At 68.2% G+C, this 16676-nt stretch carries 17 protein-coding genes and 1 riboswitch; of the genes, 5 read left to right on the top strand and 12 right to left on the bottom strand.

Annotated elements, in window-relative coordinates; translation table 11 throughout:
* Window positions 1-171: 171 nt before the first annotated feature.
* From AC3IR9_RS01220 to AC3IR9_RS01165, 12 genes are all read right to left on the bottom strand, one after another.
* Window positions 172-2034 (bottom strand): RpoH suppressor, encoded by a 1863-nt coding sequence (locus AC3IR9_RS01220; RefSeq protein WP_489293507.1) that lies wholly within the window; start codon window positions 2032-2034, stop codon window positions 172-174.
* Between the two features lie 176 nt (window positions 2035-2210).
* Window positions 2211-2750 carry a lipocalin family protein gene (locus AC3IR9_RS01215; protein WP_489293506.1) on the bottom strand — a complete coding sequence of 180 codons (540 nt, stop codon included), beginning with the start codon at window positions 2748-2750 and terminating at the stop codon, window positions 2211-2213.
* Between the two features lie 12 nt (window positions 2751-2762).
* A complete protein-coding gene (locus AC3IR9_RS01210; RefSeq protein WP_489293504.1) occupies window positions 2763-3836 on the bottom strand; it encodes an SAM-dependent methyltransferase in 1074 nt (357 codons plus the stop codon).
* Window positions 3833-4630 (bottom strand): DUF1295 domain-containing protein, encoded by a 798-nt coding sequence (locus AC3IR9_RS01205; RefSeq protein WP_489293503.1) that lies wholly within the window; start codon window positions 4628-4630, stop codon window positions 3833-3835. Before AC3IR9_RS01205 ends, AC3IR9_RS01210 begins: the two co-directional genes overlap by 4 nt.
* Window positions 4627-5184: a DUF2878 domain-containing protein gene (locus AC3IR9_RS01200; protein ID WP_489293502.1), complete on the bottom strand. Its 558-nt coding sequence runs from the start codon at window positions 5182-5184 to the stop codon at window positions 4627-4629. Before AC3IR9_RS01200 ends, AC3IR9_RS01205 begins: the two co-directional genes overlap by 4 nt.
* Before the next feature lies 1 nt (window position 5185).
* Window positions 5186-6442 (bottom strand): class I SAM-dependent methyltransferase, encoded by a 1257-nt coding sequence (locus AC3IR9_RS01195; RefSeq protein ID WP_489293501.1) that lies wholly within the window; start codon window positions 6440-6442, stop codon window positions 5186-5188.
* Window positions 6439-7206, bottom strand: coding sequence for a DUF1365 domain-containing protein (locus AC3IR9_RS01190; protein WP_489293499.1), 768 nt, complete (start codon window positions 7204-7206; stop codon window positions 6439-6441). The genes AC3IR9_RS01195 and AC3IR9_RS01190 overlap by 4 nt, the downstream gene beginning before the upstream one ends.
* Entirely contained in the window at window positions 7203-8483 is a 1281-nt protein-coding gene (locus AC3IR9_RS01185) for an NAD(P)/FAD-dependent oxidoreductase (RefSeq protein WP_489293498.1), read from the bottom strand. The genes AC3IR9_RS01190 and AC3IR9_RS01185 overlap by 4 nt, the downstream gene beginning before the upstream one ends.
* A gap of 1 nt (window position 8484) precedes the next feature.
* Window positions 8485-9441 carry an acyl-CoA desaturase gene (locus AC3IR9_RS01180; protein WP_489293496.1) on the bottom strand — a complete coding sequence of 319 codons (957 nt, stop codon included), beginning with the start codon at window positions 9439-9441 and terminating at the stop codon, window positions 8485-8487.
* Between the two features lie 371 nt (window positions 9442-9812).
* A complete protein-coding gene (locus AC3IR9_RS01175; protein ID WP_489293494.1) occupies window positions 9813-10598 on the bottom strand; it encodes an anti-sigma factor in 786 nt (261 codons plus the stop codon).
* Entirely contained in the window at window positions 10595-11164 is a 570-nt protein-coding gene (locus tag AC3IR9_RS01170) for a sigma-70 family RNA polymerase sigma factor (RefSeq protein WP_489293493.1), read from the bottom strand. The genes AC3IR9_RS01175 and AC3IR9_RS01170 overlap by 4 nt, the downstream gene beginning before the upstream one ends.
* Window positions 11165-11234: 70 nt before the next feature.
* On the bottom strand, window positions 11235-12011 hold the full coding sequence (locus AC3IR9_RS01165; protein WP_489293491.1) for a hypothetical protein: 777 nt from the start codon (window positions 12009-12011) through the stop codon (window positions 11235-11237).
* A gap of 155 nt (window positions 12012-12166) precedes the next feature.
* Here AC3IR9_RS01165 and pnuC point away from each other — a divergent pair, with 155 nt between their 5' ends.
* The 5 genes from pnuC (at window position 12167) to metE (ending at window position 16606) form a co-directional block, all read left to right on the top strand.
* The gene (gene pnuC, locus AC3IR9_RS01160) at window positions 12167-12760 is read left to right on the top strand and encodes a nicotinamide riboside transporter PnuC (protein WP_489293490.1); all 594 of its coding nucleotides are present in this window, start codon (window positions 12167-12169) and stop codon (window positions 12758-12760) included.
* The gene (locus AC3IR9_RS01155; RefSeq protein ID WP_489293489.1) at window positions 12753-12947 is read left to right on the top strand and encodes a hypothetical protein; all 195 of its coding nucleotides are present in this window, start codon (window positions 12753-12755) and stop codon (window positions 12945-12947) included. The genes pnuC and AC3IR9_RS01155 overlap by 8 nt, the downstream gene beginning before the upstream one ends.
* A gap of 166 nt (window positions 12948-13113) precedes the next feature.
* Window positions 13114-13395, top strand: a complete 282-nt coding sequence (locus AC3IR9_RS01150) for a type II toxin-antitoxin system RelE/ParE family toxin (RefSeq protein ID WP_489293487.1) — start codon at window positions 13114-13116, stop codon at window positions 13393-13395.
* 11 nt (window positions 13396-13406) lie between these two features.
* The gene (locus tag AC3IR9_RS01145) at window positions 13407-13703 is read left to right on the top strand and encodes a HigA family addiction module antitoxin (RefSeq protein WP_141058192.1); all 297 of its coding nucleotides are present in this window, start codon (window positions 13407-13409) and stop codon (window positions 13701-13703) included.
* Between the two features lie 158 nt (window positions 13704-13861).
* Window positions 13862-14095: riboswitch (cobalamin riboswitch) on the top strand.
* Window positions 14096-14308: 213 nt separating this feature from the next.
* The gene (metE, locus tag AC3IR9_RS01140; RefSeq protein ID WP_489293485.1) at window positions 14309-16606 is read left to right on the top strand and encodes a 5-methyltetrahydropteroyltriglutamate--homocysteine S-methyltransferase; all 2298 of its coding nucleotides are present in this window, start codon (window positions 14309-14311) and stop codon (window positions 16604-16606) included.
* The last annotated feature ends 70 nt before the right edge of the window (window positions 16607-16676 follow it).

The raw sequence follows: 16676 nt of genomic DNA, 5'->3' as shown, positions 1-16676 counted from the left end.
GCCGCTAACGTTGGAGCCGACGCGAAGAGCAGCCGACCAACGGTCGGCTCTACCGGGGCCGGGAACGTTGGGCCCGATGCGAAGAGCAGCCGACCAACGGTCGGCTCTACGAGGTACGTGCAATCGACCTGATGCGAAGGCAGCCGCCCAGCAGTCGGCGCCCGTCCCGGCTCAATAGATCGGCGTGACCTTCATCTGCGGCAGCGGCCGTGGCGCGCCGTCGGTGAGGTCCGGGCCGAGGTCTTCCCAGCCCTGGCCCTGCTCCACCATCAGCCGCCACAGCTGCTGCGAGGCACGCCGCTTGTCGTCGGAGGTGAACCGGTAGGACGGCGGCGGCGGCTCGCCGCTGGCCACGCTTTCATACGCCCCGGCCCAGGACGTCACGCGCTGGGCGGGGTCGTCGGTGCGTGCGATTTCCAGCGTGTAACGCTGGTAGGCCGAGGCCAGGTTGCGCCAGCGGATCCAGTAGTGGTTCTGGAAGGAGAAATCGCAGAAGCGATCGCCGGCCACGCTGCCCTTGGCGGCGATGCGGCTGAGCACGTCCTGCGGCATGTCCAGGTTCATGCCGCCTTCGTCGCCCTGCAGCGACACATGCACGATGCGATCGCGGTAGCCGGGCGCGCGTGCCTGCAGCACGTCGCGCCAGTTCTGCATGGTGGAGACGATGGAGAACAGGAAGCCGGACATTTCCGCAGCCGCCAGCGGCTGGGCGATGGAGTGGTAGCTGCGCTGCCACCCCTGGCGGTTCTCGGTGGGCAGGAACACCGCGTGCTCGATGTCGGCCTGCGCATTTCCCGCGTCGAGCACGCTGACCGCATCGGCGTGGCGCGGATACACCAGGTTGATGCCGAAGGTGGGCCAGCGCGGCAACGCGGCGTCGAACAGGTGGATCGGGAAATTGCTGCTGATGCCACCATCGGAGAACCAGCACACGCGGAACGCGGTGATCACCGGGCCGCAGTTCTGCCCGGCACTGGTCAGCCCTTCCATGCTGTCGGCGACGTTGCTGTTGTCGTGTGTGGGGCGCGGATCGACCGGGGGTGCGCAACGGCGCTCGCGACGGGCCGGCTCGTGCAGCGGCACGGCGCTGATCAGCAGCGGGAAGCTCAGGCTCATGCGGGTGGCGACCAGCACCGGCAGCCGCTCGCCATCGACCAGACGGTAGTACGCGCGGCCATCGACCTGCTCGGGCGGGCCGGCCTGCGCCACCAGCCAGTCCACCACGCTGGCCGGGAACAGCTGCGCGAACTCCTCGCGCAGGAACCAGAAATGCGCGGCACTGAAAGGCAGCGTGCGCGGCTCGGTATGCGAAATGCAGGTGGTGATCATCTGCAGGCTGATCGCGTGCGCACCGGCAGGCTCGCCGTCGTAACGCGGTGCGTGGTGCAGGTCGCCGAAGGTCAGTGGCTGGTCCAGCGGCTTGCCGGCCAGCGCCTGCAGGTGGGCATGCAGCCAGTCGGTCAGGCCCGGCGTGGAGGCATCGGCCTGGGTACTGCCACTGCACAGGCCCAGCAGGTTGCGCCGGGTCACGCGGGCCACGCGCAGCGCCGATGCCAGTACGCCGGCACCGTAGGCACACAACAGCGAGGGCAGCAGGGTGGCCCACACCCCATCGATGCCGCCGGCCAGCCAGCCCATGCCCAGCAGCAGCGCCAACGCACCGAGCAGTTCCAACGGGGCGATGGCGAACACCGCCGCCAGCAGGCAGGCGATCTTGCGCGGCAGGCTGGATTTACCGGTAAGCATCACCAACAACCGGTAGGCGGTGCGCGCGCCATGCGCCGGCTGGAACAGGCTGTAGATGAAGCCGCGCGTGGACAGCTGCGCCGATACCGCGGCCAAACCGGGAAAACCCACCGCCTCGCCCGCCGGCTCGCCGACGTGGCGGCGGCGGTCACCCAGGGCAGCGGCAGCGGCCACCGCCGCGGCGATGGCCCCGGCCGAGGTGCCGCCGATGTTCTTGAAGCGGTACTGGCGGGCCAGCGACAGCACCGCGTTGGGATACACGATGCCGCTGGTGATACCGCCTTTCATGACCAGATCGCAGTACTTGTCCGCCACGCGCCCTTCTCCGTCCGCCTGCCCGTGCCTGGCCGATCCACGCACGCCCCTGTTCGCCTGCCGGTGCAGCACCGGTCACGAATGGGGTTGATGGCGCCAGTATGGACTGTGCGCTTCTCAGGACCTGAGAAGCGCGACACGGAACGAACTCAGCGACCAGGCGCGGACGACTGGGGCACGCGGCGGACCTGCGAGAGGTCGTAGCCGAGTGCGCCGATGCGGGTCATGGCCTTCTGGTAGTCGGCATCGGAGATGACCGGGGTGCGTGCCATCAACCACAGGTAATCGCGCTTGCTACGGCCCACGATCGTCTGCTGATAGTCCCGGTCCAGGTAGACGATCACGTACTCGGCCTGGATCGGCCAGATGAACTGCATGCCCCATTCAGCGCCATGCGTGCCGGGCTTGACGGTGCCGATCGGATGCATGGTTTTCAGCGGTGCCTCGAAGCTGCCCTTGCGGTAGCGGAACGTGGTCTGGATGCGACCATCCGGGCGCAGTGCGTACGATTCCACCGCGTCGTAGGCCTCGCGCTCGGGGCGGCTGGGGATATGTGCGATGACATACCAGTCGCCCATGAAGCGCGGCACATCCACATACGCCACCGGCGGGATCGGGCGGGTGTTGCCACCGCAGCCACCCAGCAACATGGCGGCGGCAAGCAGCGGAAACAGCGGACGGATCGACATGGCGTGCTCCGGTCAGGATCGTGCGAACAGATAGTGCCCAACCAGCCATTGCTGGCCGCCCTGGTACCCGAACAGCTCGGCGCAGGCCATCCAGAACATGCGCCAGCGCTGCTGCCACAACGCGGCCGCTGATGCGCCGTAGCACTGCTGCATCACCGCCATCACCGCTTCCTGCTGCCGGTCCTGGTTGGCCAGCCAATGGTTGGCGGTGCGCTGGTAGTGGGTGCCGTCGAGCAGCCAACGCTGCTGCACGTGCAGGTGCTGCGGGAAGCACAGCAGGGTGTCGGCGGCGGGCATCAGGCCACCAGTGAAGAAGTGCCGGCCCATCCAGTTGTCATCGCCGTCGGTCTCGAACGGGTACATCAACGTGCGGTGCGCGAAGATATGCACGAACAGCTTGCCGTCCGCGCGCAACCAGCGCTGGATGCGCTGCAGCAGCGTGGCGTAGTTGCGCATGTGCTCGAACATCTCGATGGAGATGCAGCGGTCGAACTGGTCCGGGTCCAGGTCGAGCTGGTTGACGTCGCGGGTAAGCAGGGTCACGTTGTCCAGCCCGCGCGCGCGGCACTGTGCCTGGATGTACTCGCGCTGGCTGTGGGAGTTGGACACTCCGGTGATGCGCGCGTTGGGATAGCGCTCGGCCATCCACAGGGTCAGCGAGCCCCAGCCGCAGCCCAGCTCCAGGATGTGCTGGCCATCGGCCAGCTGCGCGCGTTGCCCGTACAGCGCCAGCATCGCCTCTTCGGCCTGGTCCAGGGTTTCGCTGCCGGTGGCGTAATAGCCGCTGCTGTACTTGAGCCGCTTGCCCAGGCAAAGGTGGAAGAACGCAGCCGGCACTTCGTAATGCTGGCGGTTGGCCGCATCCACATGCAGCGCCAGCGCACTGGCGGACAGCGCGCTGATGCGCGCGGCGAAGCGCTGCGACTGCGCCTGCAGGCCACCGGTGTATTCGTCGCGCAGGCGGGCCGTGCACTGGCGGCGGATGCCCAGGCGGATCAGCGCGTCGGGCAGCAGGCCGCGCTCGGCCAGGCCGGTCAAACCGGGGGCGTAGTCGGGGGCAGGCAGGTACTCACTGGCGACATTCACGGTGAAGACTCCTCGCGCGGCGGCGATGTTCGGGACGGAAACCACGGAAACAGCATCGGGGTGCTGCGCTGGTAATCGCGGTAGTCCTCGCCCCGGCTGCGCAATGCCTGCGCTTCGGTGAACGGAATGCCGCTGATCCAGCGCAGGAACACGTACATCACCAGCGGGCCGGACCACGCCAGCCACCACAGCGGCGAGTGCACGGCCAGCAGCACGTAGGTGAACCAGTGCAGCCATTCGAAGAAATAGTTGGGATGCCGCGAGTAACGCCACAGGCCACTGCGGCAGGTCTTGCCCTTGTTGGCCGGATCGGCGCGGAAGCGCGCCAGCTGGCGGTCGGCCAACGCCTCACCGCCCACGCTGAGCAGCCACACCGCGATGGCCGCGATGATCCAGCCCAGCGCATCGGGCTGCGGGGTGTGCGCCACCGCCACGAACGGCAGCGCGAACAATACGATCAGGCCGGCCTGGAACTGGAAGAAGCCGAAAATCTTGCCCTGATGGCTGTTCCAGTGGGTGCGCAGGTGCTGGTAGCGGCCATCTTCGGGCTCGCTGCGCACGCGCCGCCACAGGTGCAGGGCCAGCCGTGACCCCCACAACCCGCCGAGTACCGCCAAGGCAATGCGTGGTGCGGCAGCGCCATCGCCGAGCAGCGCCAACAGCAGTGCCGACGCGCCCACGCCCTTGGCCCACAGCACATCGACCACGCCGATGTTGCGGTGCCGGCGTTGCCACCACCAACCCCAGCCCATGATCACCGCCGCATACAGCCATACCCACCAAAACAGCGTCATGCGTGTTCTCCCGATCGTGCATCAAGGGGCCGGGCCAGCGTGCGCTGCCAATGTGCGGCGCAGGCGGCCAGCAGCGGCAGTGCGACTGACCAGCCCACGCCCAGCAGCAGCGCACCCTGCCAGCGCGGTGCAGTGAAGCTCACGGCCGCCCAGCCACGCGCCGCTGACAGGTACGCCAGCGGCGCCAGCAGCAGCCCCACCGCCACCGCGATGCGCAGGTGCCGTTGCAGGCGGGCAAAGGACACGGTGAGGGTCATCGCAAAGGCGGTCCACAGCGCCAGGATCCAGACCGGGGCCAGCCATACCGGCCCGTTGCCGGCCGCGTACCGCACCCAGCCACTGGCGCCGGCCACGCCGTCCACCAGCAGGCCGCACACCAACGCCACGGCCAGCAGGCGCAGCTCCACCCCCGGCCGCGCCGACAGCGCCAGCTGGCTGGCCACGTACACGCTGGCGGCCAGCAGCGCCGGCCAGCGCAGGCCGTGCCCGGCACCGATCACCGCGCACAGCCAGACCAGCTGGTTGCCGATCACGTTGGCCCAGAAGCGGCCCATCTCAGGCGGCATCCACGTGCAGCGCCGGCCGATACGCCGGCCGCGCCATCAACAGCTGCGACACCCCGATCGAGCGCTCCAGGAAGCCGCCCTCGCAATAGGTCAGGTAGAACTCCCACAGGCGGATGAAGCGCTCGTCGAAGCCCTGCGCGCGCACTGCCGGCAACTGGGCCAGGAAGCGCTGCCGCCAGGCGCGCAGGGTGAGCGCATAGGACTGGCCGAAATCGTGCTGGCCGATCAGCTGCAGGTCGCTGCTGCGGGTCTTGGCGGCGACGATCGCGTTGATCGACGGAATGAAGCTGCCGGGAAACACGAAGCGCTTGATGTAATCCACGCTGACGCGCGCCTGCTCGTAGCGCTGGTCTTCGATGGTGATGGCCTGCAGCAGGGCCAGGCCGGTGGGCTTGAGCAGCCGGGTGAGCGTGCTGAAGTAGGTGTCCAGGTACTGCGCGCCAATCGCCTCGATCATCTCGATGGACACCAGCTTGTCGTACTGGCCGTCCAGGTCGCGGTAGTCCTTGAGCAGCAGGGTCACCCTGTCCTGCAGCCCGGCCGCCTCCACCCGCGCCTTGGCCAGGGTGTACTGCTCCACCGAGATGGTGGTGGTGGTGACATGGCAGCCGATCTCGCCGGCCGCATACAGTGCAAAGCCGCCCCAGCCGGTGCCGATCTCCACCACGTGGTCGTCGGGGGTGAGCTGCAGTTGTTCGCAGATGCGCGCCAGCTTGCGTCGCGAGGCATTTTCCAGGGTGTCTGCCGGGTTGGCATACAACGCCGAGGAATACATCAGGTCCGGTGACAGGAACAGCGAGAAGAACGGGTTGCCCAGGTCGTAATGCGCGGCAATGTTGCGCCGGCTACCTTCGCGGGTGTTACGGCGCAGCCGGTTCCAACCCTTCAACAGCCAGCCACCCACGCGTGCCACGCCGCGCTCCATGCCATCGAGCAGGTCGCGGTTGCGCACCAATAGCTGCACCAGCGCGACCAGGTCGCTGCAGCGCCAATCGCCACGGATGTACGCCTCGCCCGCACCGACACTGCCCTGCGCGGCCACTGCGCGGTAGAAGGCCGGGTCATTCACCCAGACGGTCACCCGCAACGGCGCGGCGGCATCGCCCAGCAGCACGTCGCCGGTGGCATCGCGCAGTTGCAGGCAGCCGCCGTGCAGCGGCGCCAACTGGGCCAGCAGGCGCATGCGCAGGAAGCGCTCCAGTGCGCTGGGCGCGGGCAATGGCACGGGCCGGGTCATGTCGTTCATGGGCGTTTTCCAGCTGGCGAAGGGTGGTCGTGCACGGGAGTGCGTTTGAGCCACAGGCGCAGCGCCTGCCAGTGGATGGCCGCCACCACCTGCACGGTCATCAACGGAAAGCGCAGCAGCACCCCGGCCAGGCCGCACGCGGTGATCGGGTGGCGCTGCAGCACCAGGTCGGCATCGAACTGGCGCGCGCCGTCGCGCCATACCTGCATGTGGACGTGCAGGTCCTCGCCCGGTGCGGTGAACCGCCAACGGTAGCGGCAGTCCATCGGCAGGAACGGCGAAACGTGGAAGGCCTTGTCGAACTCCCAGGCCAGCGCGCGGCCGTTGGCATCGGCCGCAGCCACCGGCAGCACGTAGGCGTGGCGCTCCTTCCACGGCGTGTTGGTGATTTCAGCCACGATGCAGTCCAGGCTGCTGCCATCGGCGGCGTAGCAGTAGTAGAAGCTGACCGGGTTGAACACATGCCCGGCGTAGCGCAGGTGGGTAAGCAGCCGGATCGGGCCGTGCGGGGCGCGGCCGAGCGCGGCGGTGATGCGCGCGCGCACCGCATCGGCCAGCGGCACGGCCGGATCGCCGAGGTAATCGCTGCGGCGGAACTGGGCCAGGTTGCCGCGCCCTACCGACCACAGCCAGCGGTGCTGGAACACGCTGTCCAGCTCGTCCAGGTCGAGCAGCAGCTGCGCCACCGGGTAGCCGAACGCATGCGGATGCGGCGCGTACCGGCGATGGCGCATGCGGCCGCGGTAGATCGCGCTGGTGCTCATGCCGGCAACGCCTGCGCCAGCGGCCAGTAGGATTCGGCGTCCAGCGCCTGCAGCGCATCCACCACCCGGCGCGCGCTGGCGATGCCGTCTTCGTGGAAGCCCCAGCCCCAGTAGGCACCGGCAAACCAGGTGCGGCGCTGGCCCTGGACGTCGGCCCAGCGCTGCTGCGCGCGCACCATCGCGTGGTCGTAAACCGGGTGCGCGTACTGCAGCGTGCGCAGCACCTTGGCCGGGTCGATGGCGGCGCTGCGGTTCAAGGTGACCACCAGCGGGGTGGGCGTATCGATGCCCTGCAGCTGGTTCATCAGGTAGCTCACCGTGCACGGCGCCCGCGGGTCAGCCGGTACATGCGCATTCCACGCCGCCCACGCCTTGCGGTTGCGCGGCAGCAGGCGCGCGTCGGTATGCAGCACCACTTCATTGGGTTGGTAGCGGATCGCGCCGAGCACGCTGCGTTCGGCCGGGTCGGCGTCGGACAGCAGCGCCAACGCCTGGTCGCTGTGGCAGGCCAGCACCAGCTGGTCGAAACCCTCCAGCCCGGCCGCGCTGTGCACACGCACGCCGTGTTCGTGGCGCTCCACCCCGAACACGCGGCAGTCCAGCCGTTCGCGCACCTGCCAGCGCCGGCGCATCGCCTCGATGTAGCGCGCCGAACCGCCCTGTACCACTCGCCACGGCGCGCGGCCGCTCACCTGCAGCATCTGATGGTTGGCCATGAACTGCACCAGGTAGCGCGCCGGGAACGCGTCCAGGCGGGCGGTCGGCGAGGACCACAACGCCGACGCCATCGGCAGCAGGTGCTCATCGATGAAGGCGCGGCCGTAGTTGCCCTTGCGCAGGTAATCGCCCAGCGATGGGCCTTGGTCATCGCCCTGCAACAGCGCCGGTGCCTCACGGTAGAAGCGGCGCAGGTCGGCCAGCATGCCCCAGAAGCGCGGCGACAGCAGGTTGCGGCGCTGGCAGAACAGGCCGCCCAGCGAGGTCGCGTTGTACTCACGGCCGCTGCGCTGGCTGTGCACCGAAAAACTCATGGTGGTGGGCTGGGAGGCGACGTTGAGTTCGTCGAACAAGGCCGTGAGCAACGGGTAGTGCAGCGGATTGAACACGATGAAGCCGGTATCCACCGCGTGGCTGGCGCCGTCCACCTTCACCTGGTGGGTATGGGTATGCCCGCCCAGGTAGTCGTTGGCCTCGAACAGGGTGACTTCGTGCTGCTGGCCCAGCCACCAGGCACTGGCCAGCCCGGCGATACCCGACCCGATCACGGCGATGCGCATGTCAGTGCTCCGCCTTGGCCAGCACCCAGGCCGGCACCGGTTTGAGGTCGCGCACCAGGCCCAGCGCGGCCATCAGCCGCAGGCCGTACCAGGTGACGTCCACCTCCCACCAGTAAAAGCCCTGGCGCGCGGTGCCCGGGAAGAAATGGTGGTTGTTGTGCCAGCCCTCGCCGAAGGTGAGTAATGCCAGCCACAGGTTGTTGCGACTGTCATCGCCGGTGGCGAAGCGCTGCCGCCCGAAGCGGTGCGCCAGTGAGTTGATGGTGACCGTGGCGTGGAACAGCACCACGGTGGAGATGAAGAAGCCCCACACCAGCATCTGCCCGCCACTGGTGCCCCAGCTGGGCGCAATCCGTTCGAGCAGCGCGCCCAGGCCGAACAACGCAGCAGCCAGCACGATCGGCACCAGCGTGTCGAAGCGGTCCAGCCAGCGCAGTTCCGGGTACCTGGCCAGGTCGGGAATGCGCGCCCAGTCGGTGCGGAAGCCGTCGCTGGTGAGGAACCAGCCCATGTGGCTCCACCAGAAGCCATGCACGCGCGGCGAATGCGGATCGGCTGCGGTGTCGGTATGGCGGTGGTGGTGGCGGTGATGTGCGGCCCACCATAGCGGACCGCGCTGTACGCTGGCCGCGCCGATCACCGCGAATACGAACTGCACCGCGCGCGAGGTGCGGAAGGTGCGGTGCGCGAAGTAGCGGTGGTAGAAGGCGGTGATGGCGAACATGCGCACCGCATACAGCGCCAGCGCCACGCCGACCGCCACCCACGACACCCCCACCCAGATCACCGCCAGGCAGGCCAGATGCATGGCCGCGAACGGGATCGCGCGCGGCCAGTCCACACGCTGCGGCGCTTCGTTGGTCACCGCCGCGTCGGCACTGGTATCGAACCAGCGCCGCACGGTGGCCACAAGGCCACGGCGGGGACGGGGTGCTGCAGTGGCAGGTCCAGCCGACATCACGCGTATCTCCTGATGTTGTTGTCAGGAGATACGGGCGCCAGGCCGATCCGGATGCACGGATCCGGAAAAAGGTTCTTCGCTCCTTTGAGGAAGAAGCCCAGGGCGAGGGCGTCGCTTCGTTCGGGCATGGCGCGTGCGTCCGGGGCAGCTTGGCGGCCGGCAGGCCCTTGTGCAAATGTCCCCCGGCGCCGGCCTGCGGTACGCGGTACGCGGTAGGTCACCACCGTTGGTGGTGATGCTGATCCTGCTCGGCCCACCTGCGGCCGTGCTTGGCGGGTCGCCAGCGGTCCATTGCCAACCCGCTGCAGGAAGGTGAACGGCGCCGGGTGCTTCTCCCGCAGAGGGGAGAAGCACCAAAAAAATGCACGTTACAGGGTGGCGATGTCGCCCTTGGCGATGATCGGGCCGGTCGGGATGCCTTGCGGCGCGCCCGTGGACGGCTCCAGGGTGATGGCCAGCACCGAGCCGGTCACCAGCGCATCACGCAGTGTGTCGGGCACGGTCACGGTGTGGGCGCGGTTGATCGATACCAGGCCCAGCGAACGCGGCGTGCCGCCGGCCGGAATCAGCCACAGCTCCGGCGCGCGGCCGGCCGCATCGGCGGCGGCGGGTACCGGCACCATCAGCACCTTGCCGTGCGCCTTGTCGACCGAGGCCAGCCAGCCGGGCGTGCCGTCGTCGTGCAGCAGCGGGGTGACTGGCTTGGTGGCCTGTTCCGGTTCGGTCGCGGTGGGCGGCGTGGTGGGGGTGACTGCCACCGGCGGTGCCACCGGGGCCATTGGTTCCAGCACCCCGCGGTTGAACACCGCCACCAGCGCTACCACTGCGGCCAGCGCGGTCATGCCCTGCCAGAAGCCGGTGCGCTGCCAGGCGCGCGGCGGTGGGGCCTGCAGCGCCGACCAGCCCAGCGAGGTGCGGATACGCGGCCACAGGTGCGCTGGCACCGTTTCGCTTCCCAGCGAGGCCAGCAGCGGCGCCAGCCGCTGTTCCCATTGGCTCACCAGCCGTGCAAAACCCGGGTCCGTGGCAATGCGGCCTTCCACTGCGGTGCGCTGCTCGGCATCGAGCACGCCCAGCACGTATTCGCCGGCCAGGATGTCGGCGCTGGGCGATTGCCCGTCGTCATGCAGGTCATGCAGGTCGCGGATGTTCATTGTTCCAGGCACACCCGCAGTTGGCCCAGGCCGCGGCGGATCCAGCTCTTGACCGAGCCCAGTGGCGAGCCGATCCGGCGCGCCAGCTCCTCATAGCTGGCTCCGTCCAGGAATGCATGCCGGATCAGCGAGCGGCGGCGTGGTTCCAGCGTGTCCAGGCAGGCGTCCAGGCGCTCGCGGTCGGAGGCCTGTTCGGCCACCTGGGTGGGTTGGGGGGCGAAATCGGGGATTTCATCGGCCACCGAAAGATCGTCCAGCGGCCGCGGCGGGGCGGCACGCAGGCGGTCGATCGCCCGGTTGCGCGCCATCATCGACAGCCAGGTCATGGCCGCGGCCTTGCCGCGGTCGAATTGCGCGGCCTTGTGCCAGACACTGGTAAAGACGTCCTGCAGCACGTCCTCGGCATCACCGCGGTCACGCAGGACGTGCAGGCAGATCGCGAACAGGCGCCCGGAGGCCAGCTGGTACACCGACTCAAACGCCTGGCGGTCGCCGTTGGCGACCTGCACCAGCAGGTGGTCGAGGCGCTGTGCGGCACCGGTGTCGGCAGTGTCCAGCTCGGGCATCGCAGGCTCGGGTTCGTCGGTGGTCGTGCCCGCATCGTGGGTGTTGCAGGGGCCAACCGCAAGAGGGGGCTCAGCCTGCGCATGTCGTCACCAGGGCCTGGACGCGTGCGGCAGCCAGCTCGGCCGCAGGCGCGGCGACCGGCGCCTGCGGAAATTCCACCCGCACCTGCGGGTAGCGCCCCTTCGCATCGCGCACGTTGCCGGTGCCGCTGAACTGCAGCAGGCGCGGGCTGTTGCGGGCGTACACCAGGGTGACCGCCGGCACCGCGAAGCCGAACCAGGCATCCAGCCGCATCTGCAGCTGTTCGGCCGGCTGGCCCTGCCAGGTGACCGCTGCGCTGCGCTGCAGCTTCAACGGCACCAGCCGCTGGCGGCTGGGCAGCAGGAACTGGAACGCCACCGGGCGGCCGGCCTGCAGGGCGTCCCAGTGGCCCAGCACGGCCGCGTCGAAGCCGGCGTCCACCACCGCGTCCTGCGGTATCGGCAGGGTGCGGCTGACCCGGTCAGCGCGCGCGTCTTCACGCACATACACGGTACGGGCCGTGGCATTCCCCTGCAGGCCTTCCTGGTAGCCGTTGCGCGCGTCCTCGAAGGCGAAGTCGGGGGTCTGCGGACTGCCCTGGGGGGTCATCCACTTGCGCGCGAAAGCGCGGCCGTCGGCGCAGCGATACAGCACCAGCCGCGATTGCGTGCTGGGCGGCCCCTGCAGCCAGTGGGTCTCGCGGTACAGCAGGCGGCCATCGGCCGGCGCGTAGGCCCGCGCTTCCTGGCGCAGCACCTGCTGGGCCGCCGCCGGCAACACCGGGCACAGCAGCAGCACCAAGAACGGTAAGAGGGATCGGCGCATGCCCGGCTCCACGTGGGGGTCACCAGCAGATACGCAGCCAGCGCCGCAGCGGATGCACTGCGGGCGGCGGGTAAACTGGGCGGCTTGTCACCGCCGCCCCTGACGAACCCGATGCCGACGCCCACGCTGCGTTCCCCTCCCGCCGGCGCAGCCGCATGACCAGCGCACTGGAAATTGCCGCCAACCTCACCGTGGCCGCCTCGATCCTGCTGGCCGGGCGCAACAGCGTGCATACCTGGTGGACCGGCATCATCGGCTGCAGCCTGTTCGGCCTGGTGTTCTACGAGGCTCGCCTGTATGCCGACGTAGTGCTGCAGGGCGTGTTCGTGCTCACCAGCTTGATCGGCTGGTGGCAGTGGCTGCGCGGCGATCGCGGACATGCCCTGCCGATCAGCCGGGTGCAGCTGCGCACACTGGGCTGGATGCTGCCGGCGGCAGTGCTGGCCAGCGTCGGCTATGGCCTGCTGCTGCATACCTGGACCGACGCCTACGCGCCGTTCCTGGATTCGGCCGTGCTGGTGCTGAGCGTGTTGGCGCAGCTGCTGATGATGCGCCGCAAGCTGGATTCGTGGTGGTTCTGGCTGCTGGTCAACAGCATCGCCATTCCGCTGTACGCCAGCCGCGGGTTGCACCTCACGGCCGTGCTGTATGGCGTGTTCTGGATCAACGCGCTGGTCTCGCTGCGGCACTGGCGGCGGTTGATGCGCGAACAGACCGCCGCCGCAGCGGCCGATGCCGCGCATGGGTGAGTGTTTCGCCATCGGGTTGGTGGTGGGCAAGCTCAGCCCGCTGCACCGTGGCCACCAGGCCCTGATCGACCATGCGCTGAGCCGCGATCCGCATGGTGGGAGAACGGCGTTGCTGCAGGACGATACGTTGGCTGAGATCCGCAGCCGAGCCGATGGTGCGCGGTTGACCGATACGTCGAATCGATGATCAGCGTCGCGCGGGAGTGACCGCTTCCGCATTCGCCTGCACGAATTTCAGCGAGCATCACTGTCGAGGCTCGCTGATCGACTGCCCTGTGCATCTGAGGGGCCGAATAAGTCCCGTTTGACGATACTACCGTCACGCGGTAGTATCGTCATTACAGGAAGCTGTCATGTCCATCGTGTCGTTCCGGTGCATTACTACCAAGAGCTTGTTCATAGGTAGGCGCATCGGGAGGTTCCAGGATATCCAGCGCGTTGCGATGCGGAAGCTCGCCATGCTGGATGCGGCCGTCCGGCTCGAAGACCTGCGCATTCCACCGGCCAACCGTCTGGAACCACTGCGCGCCGATCGTGCCGGTCAGCACAGCATCCGGGTCAACGACCAGTACCGGCTGTGCTTCACGTGGACCGATGCAGGTCCTGCAAACGTAGAGCTTTGCGACTATCACTGAGGGCTGCCTACATGCGTTCGATTCCCTATCCGCACCCCGGTGAAATCCTACAGGAGGAGTTCCTCACCCCTTTCGGGATGACGGCTTACCGCTTGGCCAAGTCCATCGACGTGAAGCAGACCCGCATCGGCGAGATCATCGCGGGCAGGCGCAGCATCACCGCCGACACCGCATTGCGACTGGCGCGCTTCTTCGGCACCAGCGAGGCCTTCTGGCTCAACCTGCAGATGGCCCATGACGCGGCCAAGGCCAGGGACGAACTGGCCGACGTCCTGGCGCGCATCGAACCGTACCACCACGCCGCCTGAGCGCCCGTTGGTCCACTTCCCTTCCTTCACGCAAGCGCGTGGATCGCCTCCGGTACCCGTTGGGACAGACAACGCTGGCAAGTGCGTTGGATCGTCCATGACCTTCGCCTCCCACCGCCTCGGTCTGATGCCCCCTTGACCATCGCCCGGCTTCGGCCTACCTTGTGCTCGTCGAAGGTATCCATCGCTTCATGCAGATGAAGGGATGGATTTAAACGGGAATCCGGTGAAGGCGCTTCACGCGCCCATTCCGGAGCTGCCCCGCAGCGGTGAATGGAAACGACTCCTGCCAACAGCACTGGGCCTCCGGGCCTGGGAAGCGGCAGGTACTAGGTAGGCGCATCGCGCCTGTGTCCATCAGCCCGAATACCGGCCCCGGCCGGGGACATGACCGTCCCCTGATTCGACCTGGAACGTCCGCGGGGAGGTTGCCGGGGCCTGCCGCCATGCCGCCAGCGTGGCGCTGCCCCCGTGCGTCCGCTCCACGACATCCGGTTCGCCCGCGGGGGCGAAGGTCGCTGGCGGGGCGGGCACGGCAGCAATGGCGTGGACGGCGCGCGGTTCCTTCGTTCCTCAATGCCCCTACGCAATGAGGACACGTTCCAATGATCACTGTTACCAATCTGGGTTTCCCGCGCATCGGCGCCAAACGCGAACTCAAGCGCGCGCTGGAAGCGTTCTGGGCCGGCCAGAGCAGCGCGCAGTCGCTGCAGGACACCGCCAGCACGCTGCGCGCCACGCACTGGCAGCTGCAGCGCGATGCCGGGGTGGATGTGCCGCCCAGCAACGACTTCAGCCTGTATGACCAGATGCTGGACGCGGCCTTCCTGGTCGATGCGATCCCGCAGCGCTACCGGGCGCTGGCCGATGCCGCCCCGCTGGACGGTTACTTCGCCATGGCCCGCGGCCTGCAGCGCGATGGCATCGACCTGCACGCGCTGGAAATGACCAAGTGGTTCGATACCAACTACCACTACCTGGTACCCGAACTGCATGCCGGCCAGACCTTCGCCCGGCGCGGCGACAAGCCGCTGGCCGAGTACCGGCAGGCGCGTGCGCTGGGCATCGAAACCCGACCGGTGCTGATCGGACCGGTAACCTTGCTGCTGCTGTCCAAGACCACCGATGGCAGCCGCGCGCTGGACCTGCTCGATGCGCTGCTGCCGGTGTACGTGCAACTGCTGGGCGAGCTGAAGGACGCCGGGGCGCAATGGGTGCAGCTGGATGAGCCGGCGCTGGTGCAGGACCTGGACGAGGCTGCCCGCGCCGCCTTTGCCCACGCCTACGCGGTGCTGGCCACGGCCGCGCGCCCGAAGGTACTGGTTGCCACCTATTTCGGCGCGCTGGACGACAACCTGGCACTTGCCGCATCGCTGCCGATCGACGGCCTGCACGTGGACCTGGTGCGCGCGCCGGAGCAGCTGGATGCGGTGATCAAGGCGCTGCCGCCGGGGCGCGTGCTGTCGGCCGGGTTGGTCAACGGCCGCAACATCTGGCGCACCCATCTGGACAACGCGCTGGTGCTGGCGCGTTATGCGCATGGCCACCTGGGCAGCGACGCGCTGTGGTTGGCACCGTCGTGTTCGCTGCTGCACAGCCCGGTCGACCTGGAGCAGGAAAAGAAGCTCGACGGGGAACTGCAGGGTTGGCTGGCATTCTCCAGGCAGAAGCTGCAGGAACTGCGCGTGCTGGCCGATGCCATCGATGCCCCGGCACGCGCCGAGGTCGCGCTGGCGCATTCCCGGGAGTGCATCGAATCGCGCCGTCGCTCGCCGCGCGTGCACAACCCCGCCGTGGCCGCGCGCCTGTCCGCACTCACCGCCGCCGACGCGCAGCGCCACAGCCGCTACCCGCAGCGCCACCTGGCCCAGGCCGCCGCCCTCAAGCTGCCGCGTTTCCCCACCACCACCATTGGTTCGTTCCCGCAGACCCTGGAAGTCCGTGAAGCGCGTGCGCGCAACAAGTCCGGCAAGCTGTCCGATGCCGACTACGATGCGTTCCTGGCCACCCAGACCGAACACTGCGTGCGGGTACAGGAGCAGATCGGGCTGGACGTGCTGGTGCACGGCGAATTCGAGCGCAACGACATGGTCGAATATTTCGGCGAACAGCTCGATGGCTTTGCCTTCACCAAGAACGGCTGGGTGCAGAGCTACGGCTCGCGCTGCGTGAAGCCGCCGCTGATCTTCGGCGATGTGACCCGCCCGCAGCCGATGACCGTGCGCTGGTCGCAATACGCGCAATCGCTCACCGACCGCCCGATGAAGGGCATGCTGACCGGCCCGGTGACGGTGCTGCAATGGTCGTTCGTGCGTGATGACCAGTCGCGTGCCGATACCTGCCGGCAGATTGCGCTGGCCCTGCGCGATGAGGTGCTGGACCTGGAGGCGGCGGGCATCGGGGTGATCCAGATCGACGAACCGGCGATCCGCGAAGGCCTGCCGTTGCGCCGTGCGCATTGGCGCGAGTACCTGGACTGGGCGGTGGAGGCGTTCCGGATCAGTGCCAGCGGGGTGCGCGATGCCACCCAGATCCACACCCACATGTGCTACTCGGAGTTCAACGACATCATCCATTCGGTAGCCGCGATGGATGCCGATGTGATCTCGATCGAGACCTCACGCTCGCGCATGGAGCTGCTGGATGCGTTCGTGCGCTTCCAGTATCCCAACGAGATCGGCCCGGGCGTGTACGACATCCACTCCCCGCGCGTGCCGGACAAGGAGGAAATGCTGGCGCTGCTGCGCAAGGCGGCCGAAGTACTCAAGCCCGAGCAGATCTGGGTCAATCCGGACTGCGGCCTGAAGACCCGCGGCTGGACGGAAACCCGCGCCGCGCTGGAGGCACTGGTGGCCGCGGCGCGCGAACTGCGCGCGGAGACCGCCGAGGCCAACGCGGCCTGATGGCCCTCCTGCACCGATGACCCCAAGGACCGCACCGCCGCCGTTGCCGGCGGTGCGGTCAACGAGAACT

Source organism: Stenotrophomonas sp. GL_101 (assembly GCF_057835675.1).
The sequence above is the reverse complement of the archived record's forward strand: the minus strand, read 5'-3'. Positions and strand labels throughout refer to the sequence as shown.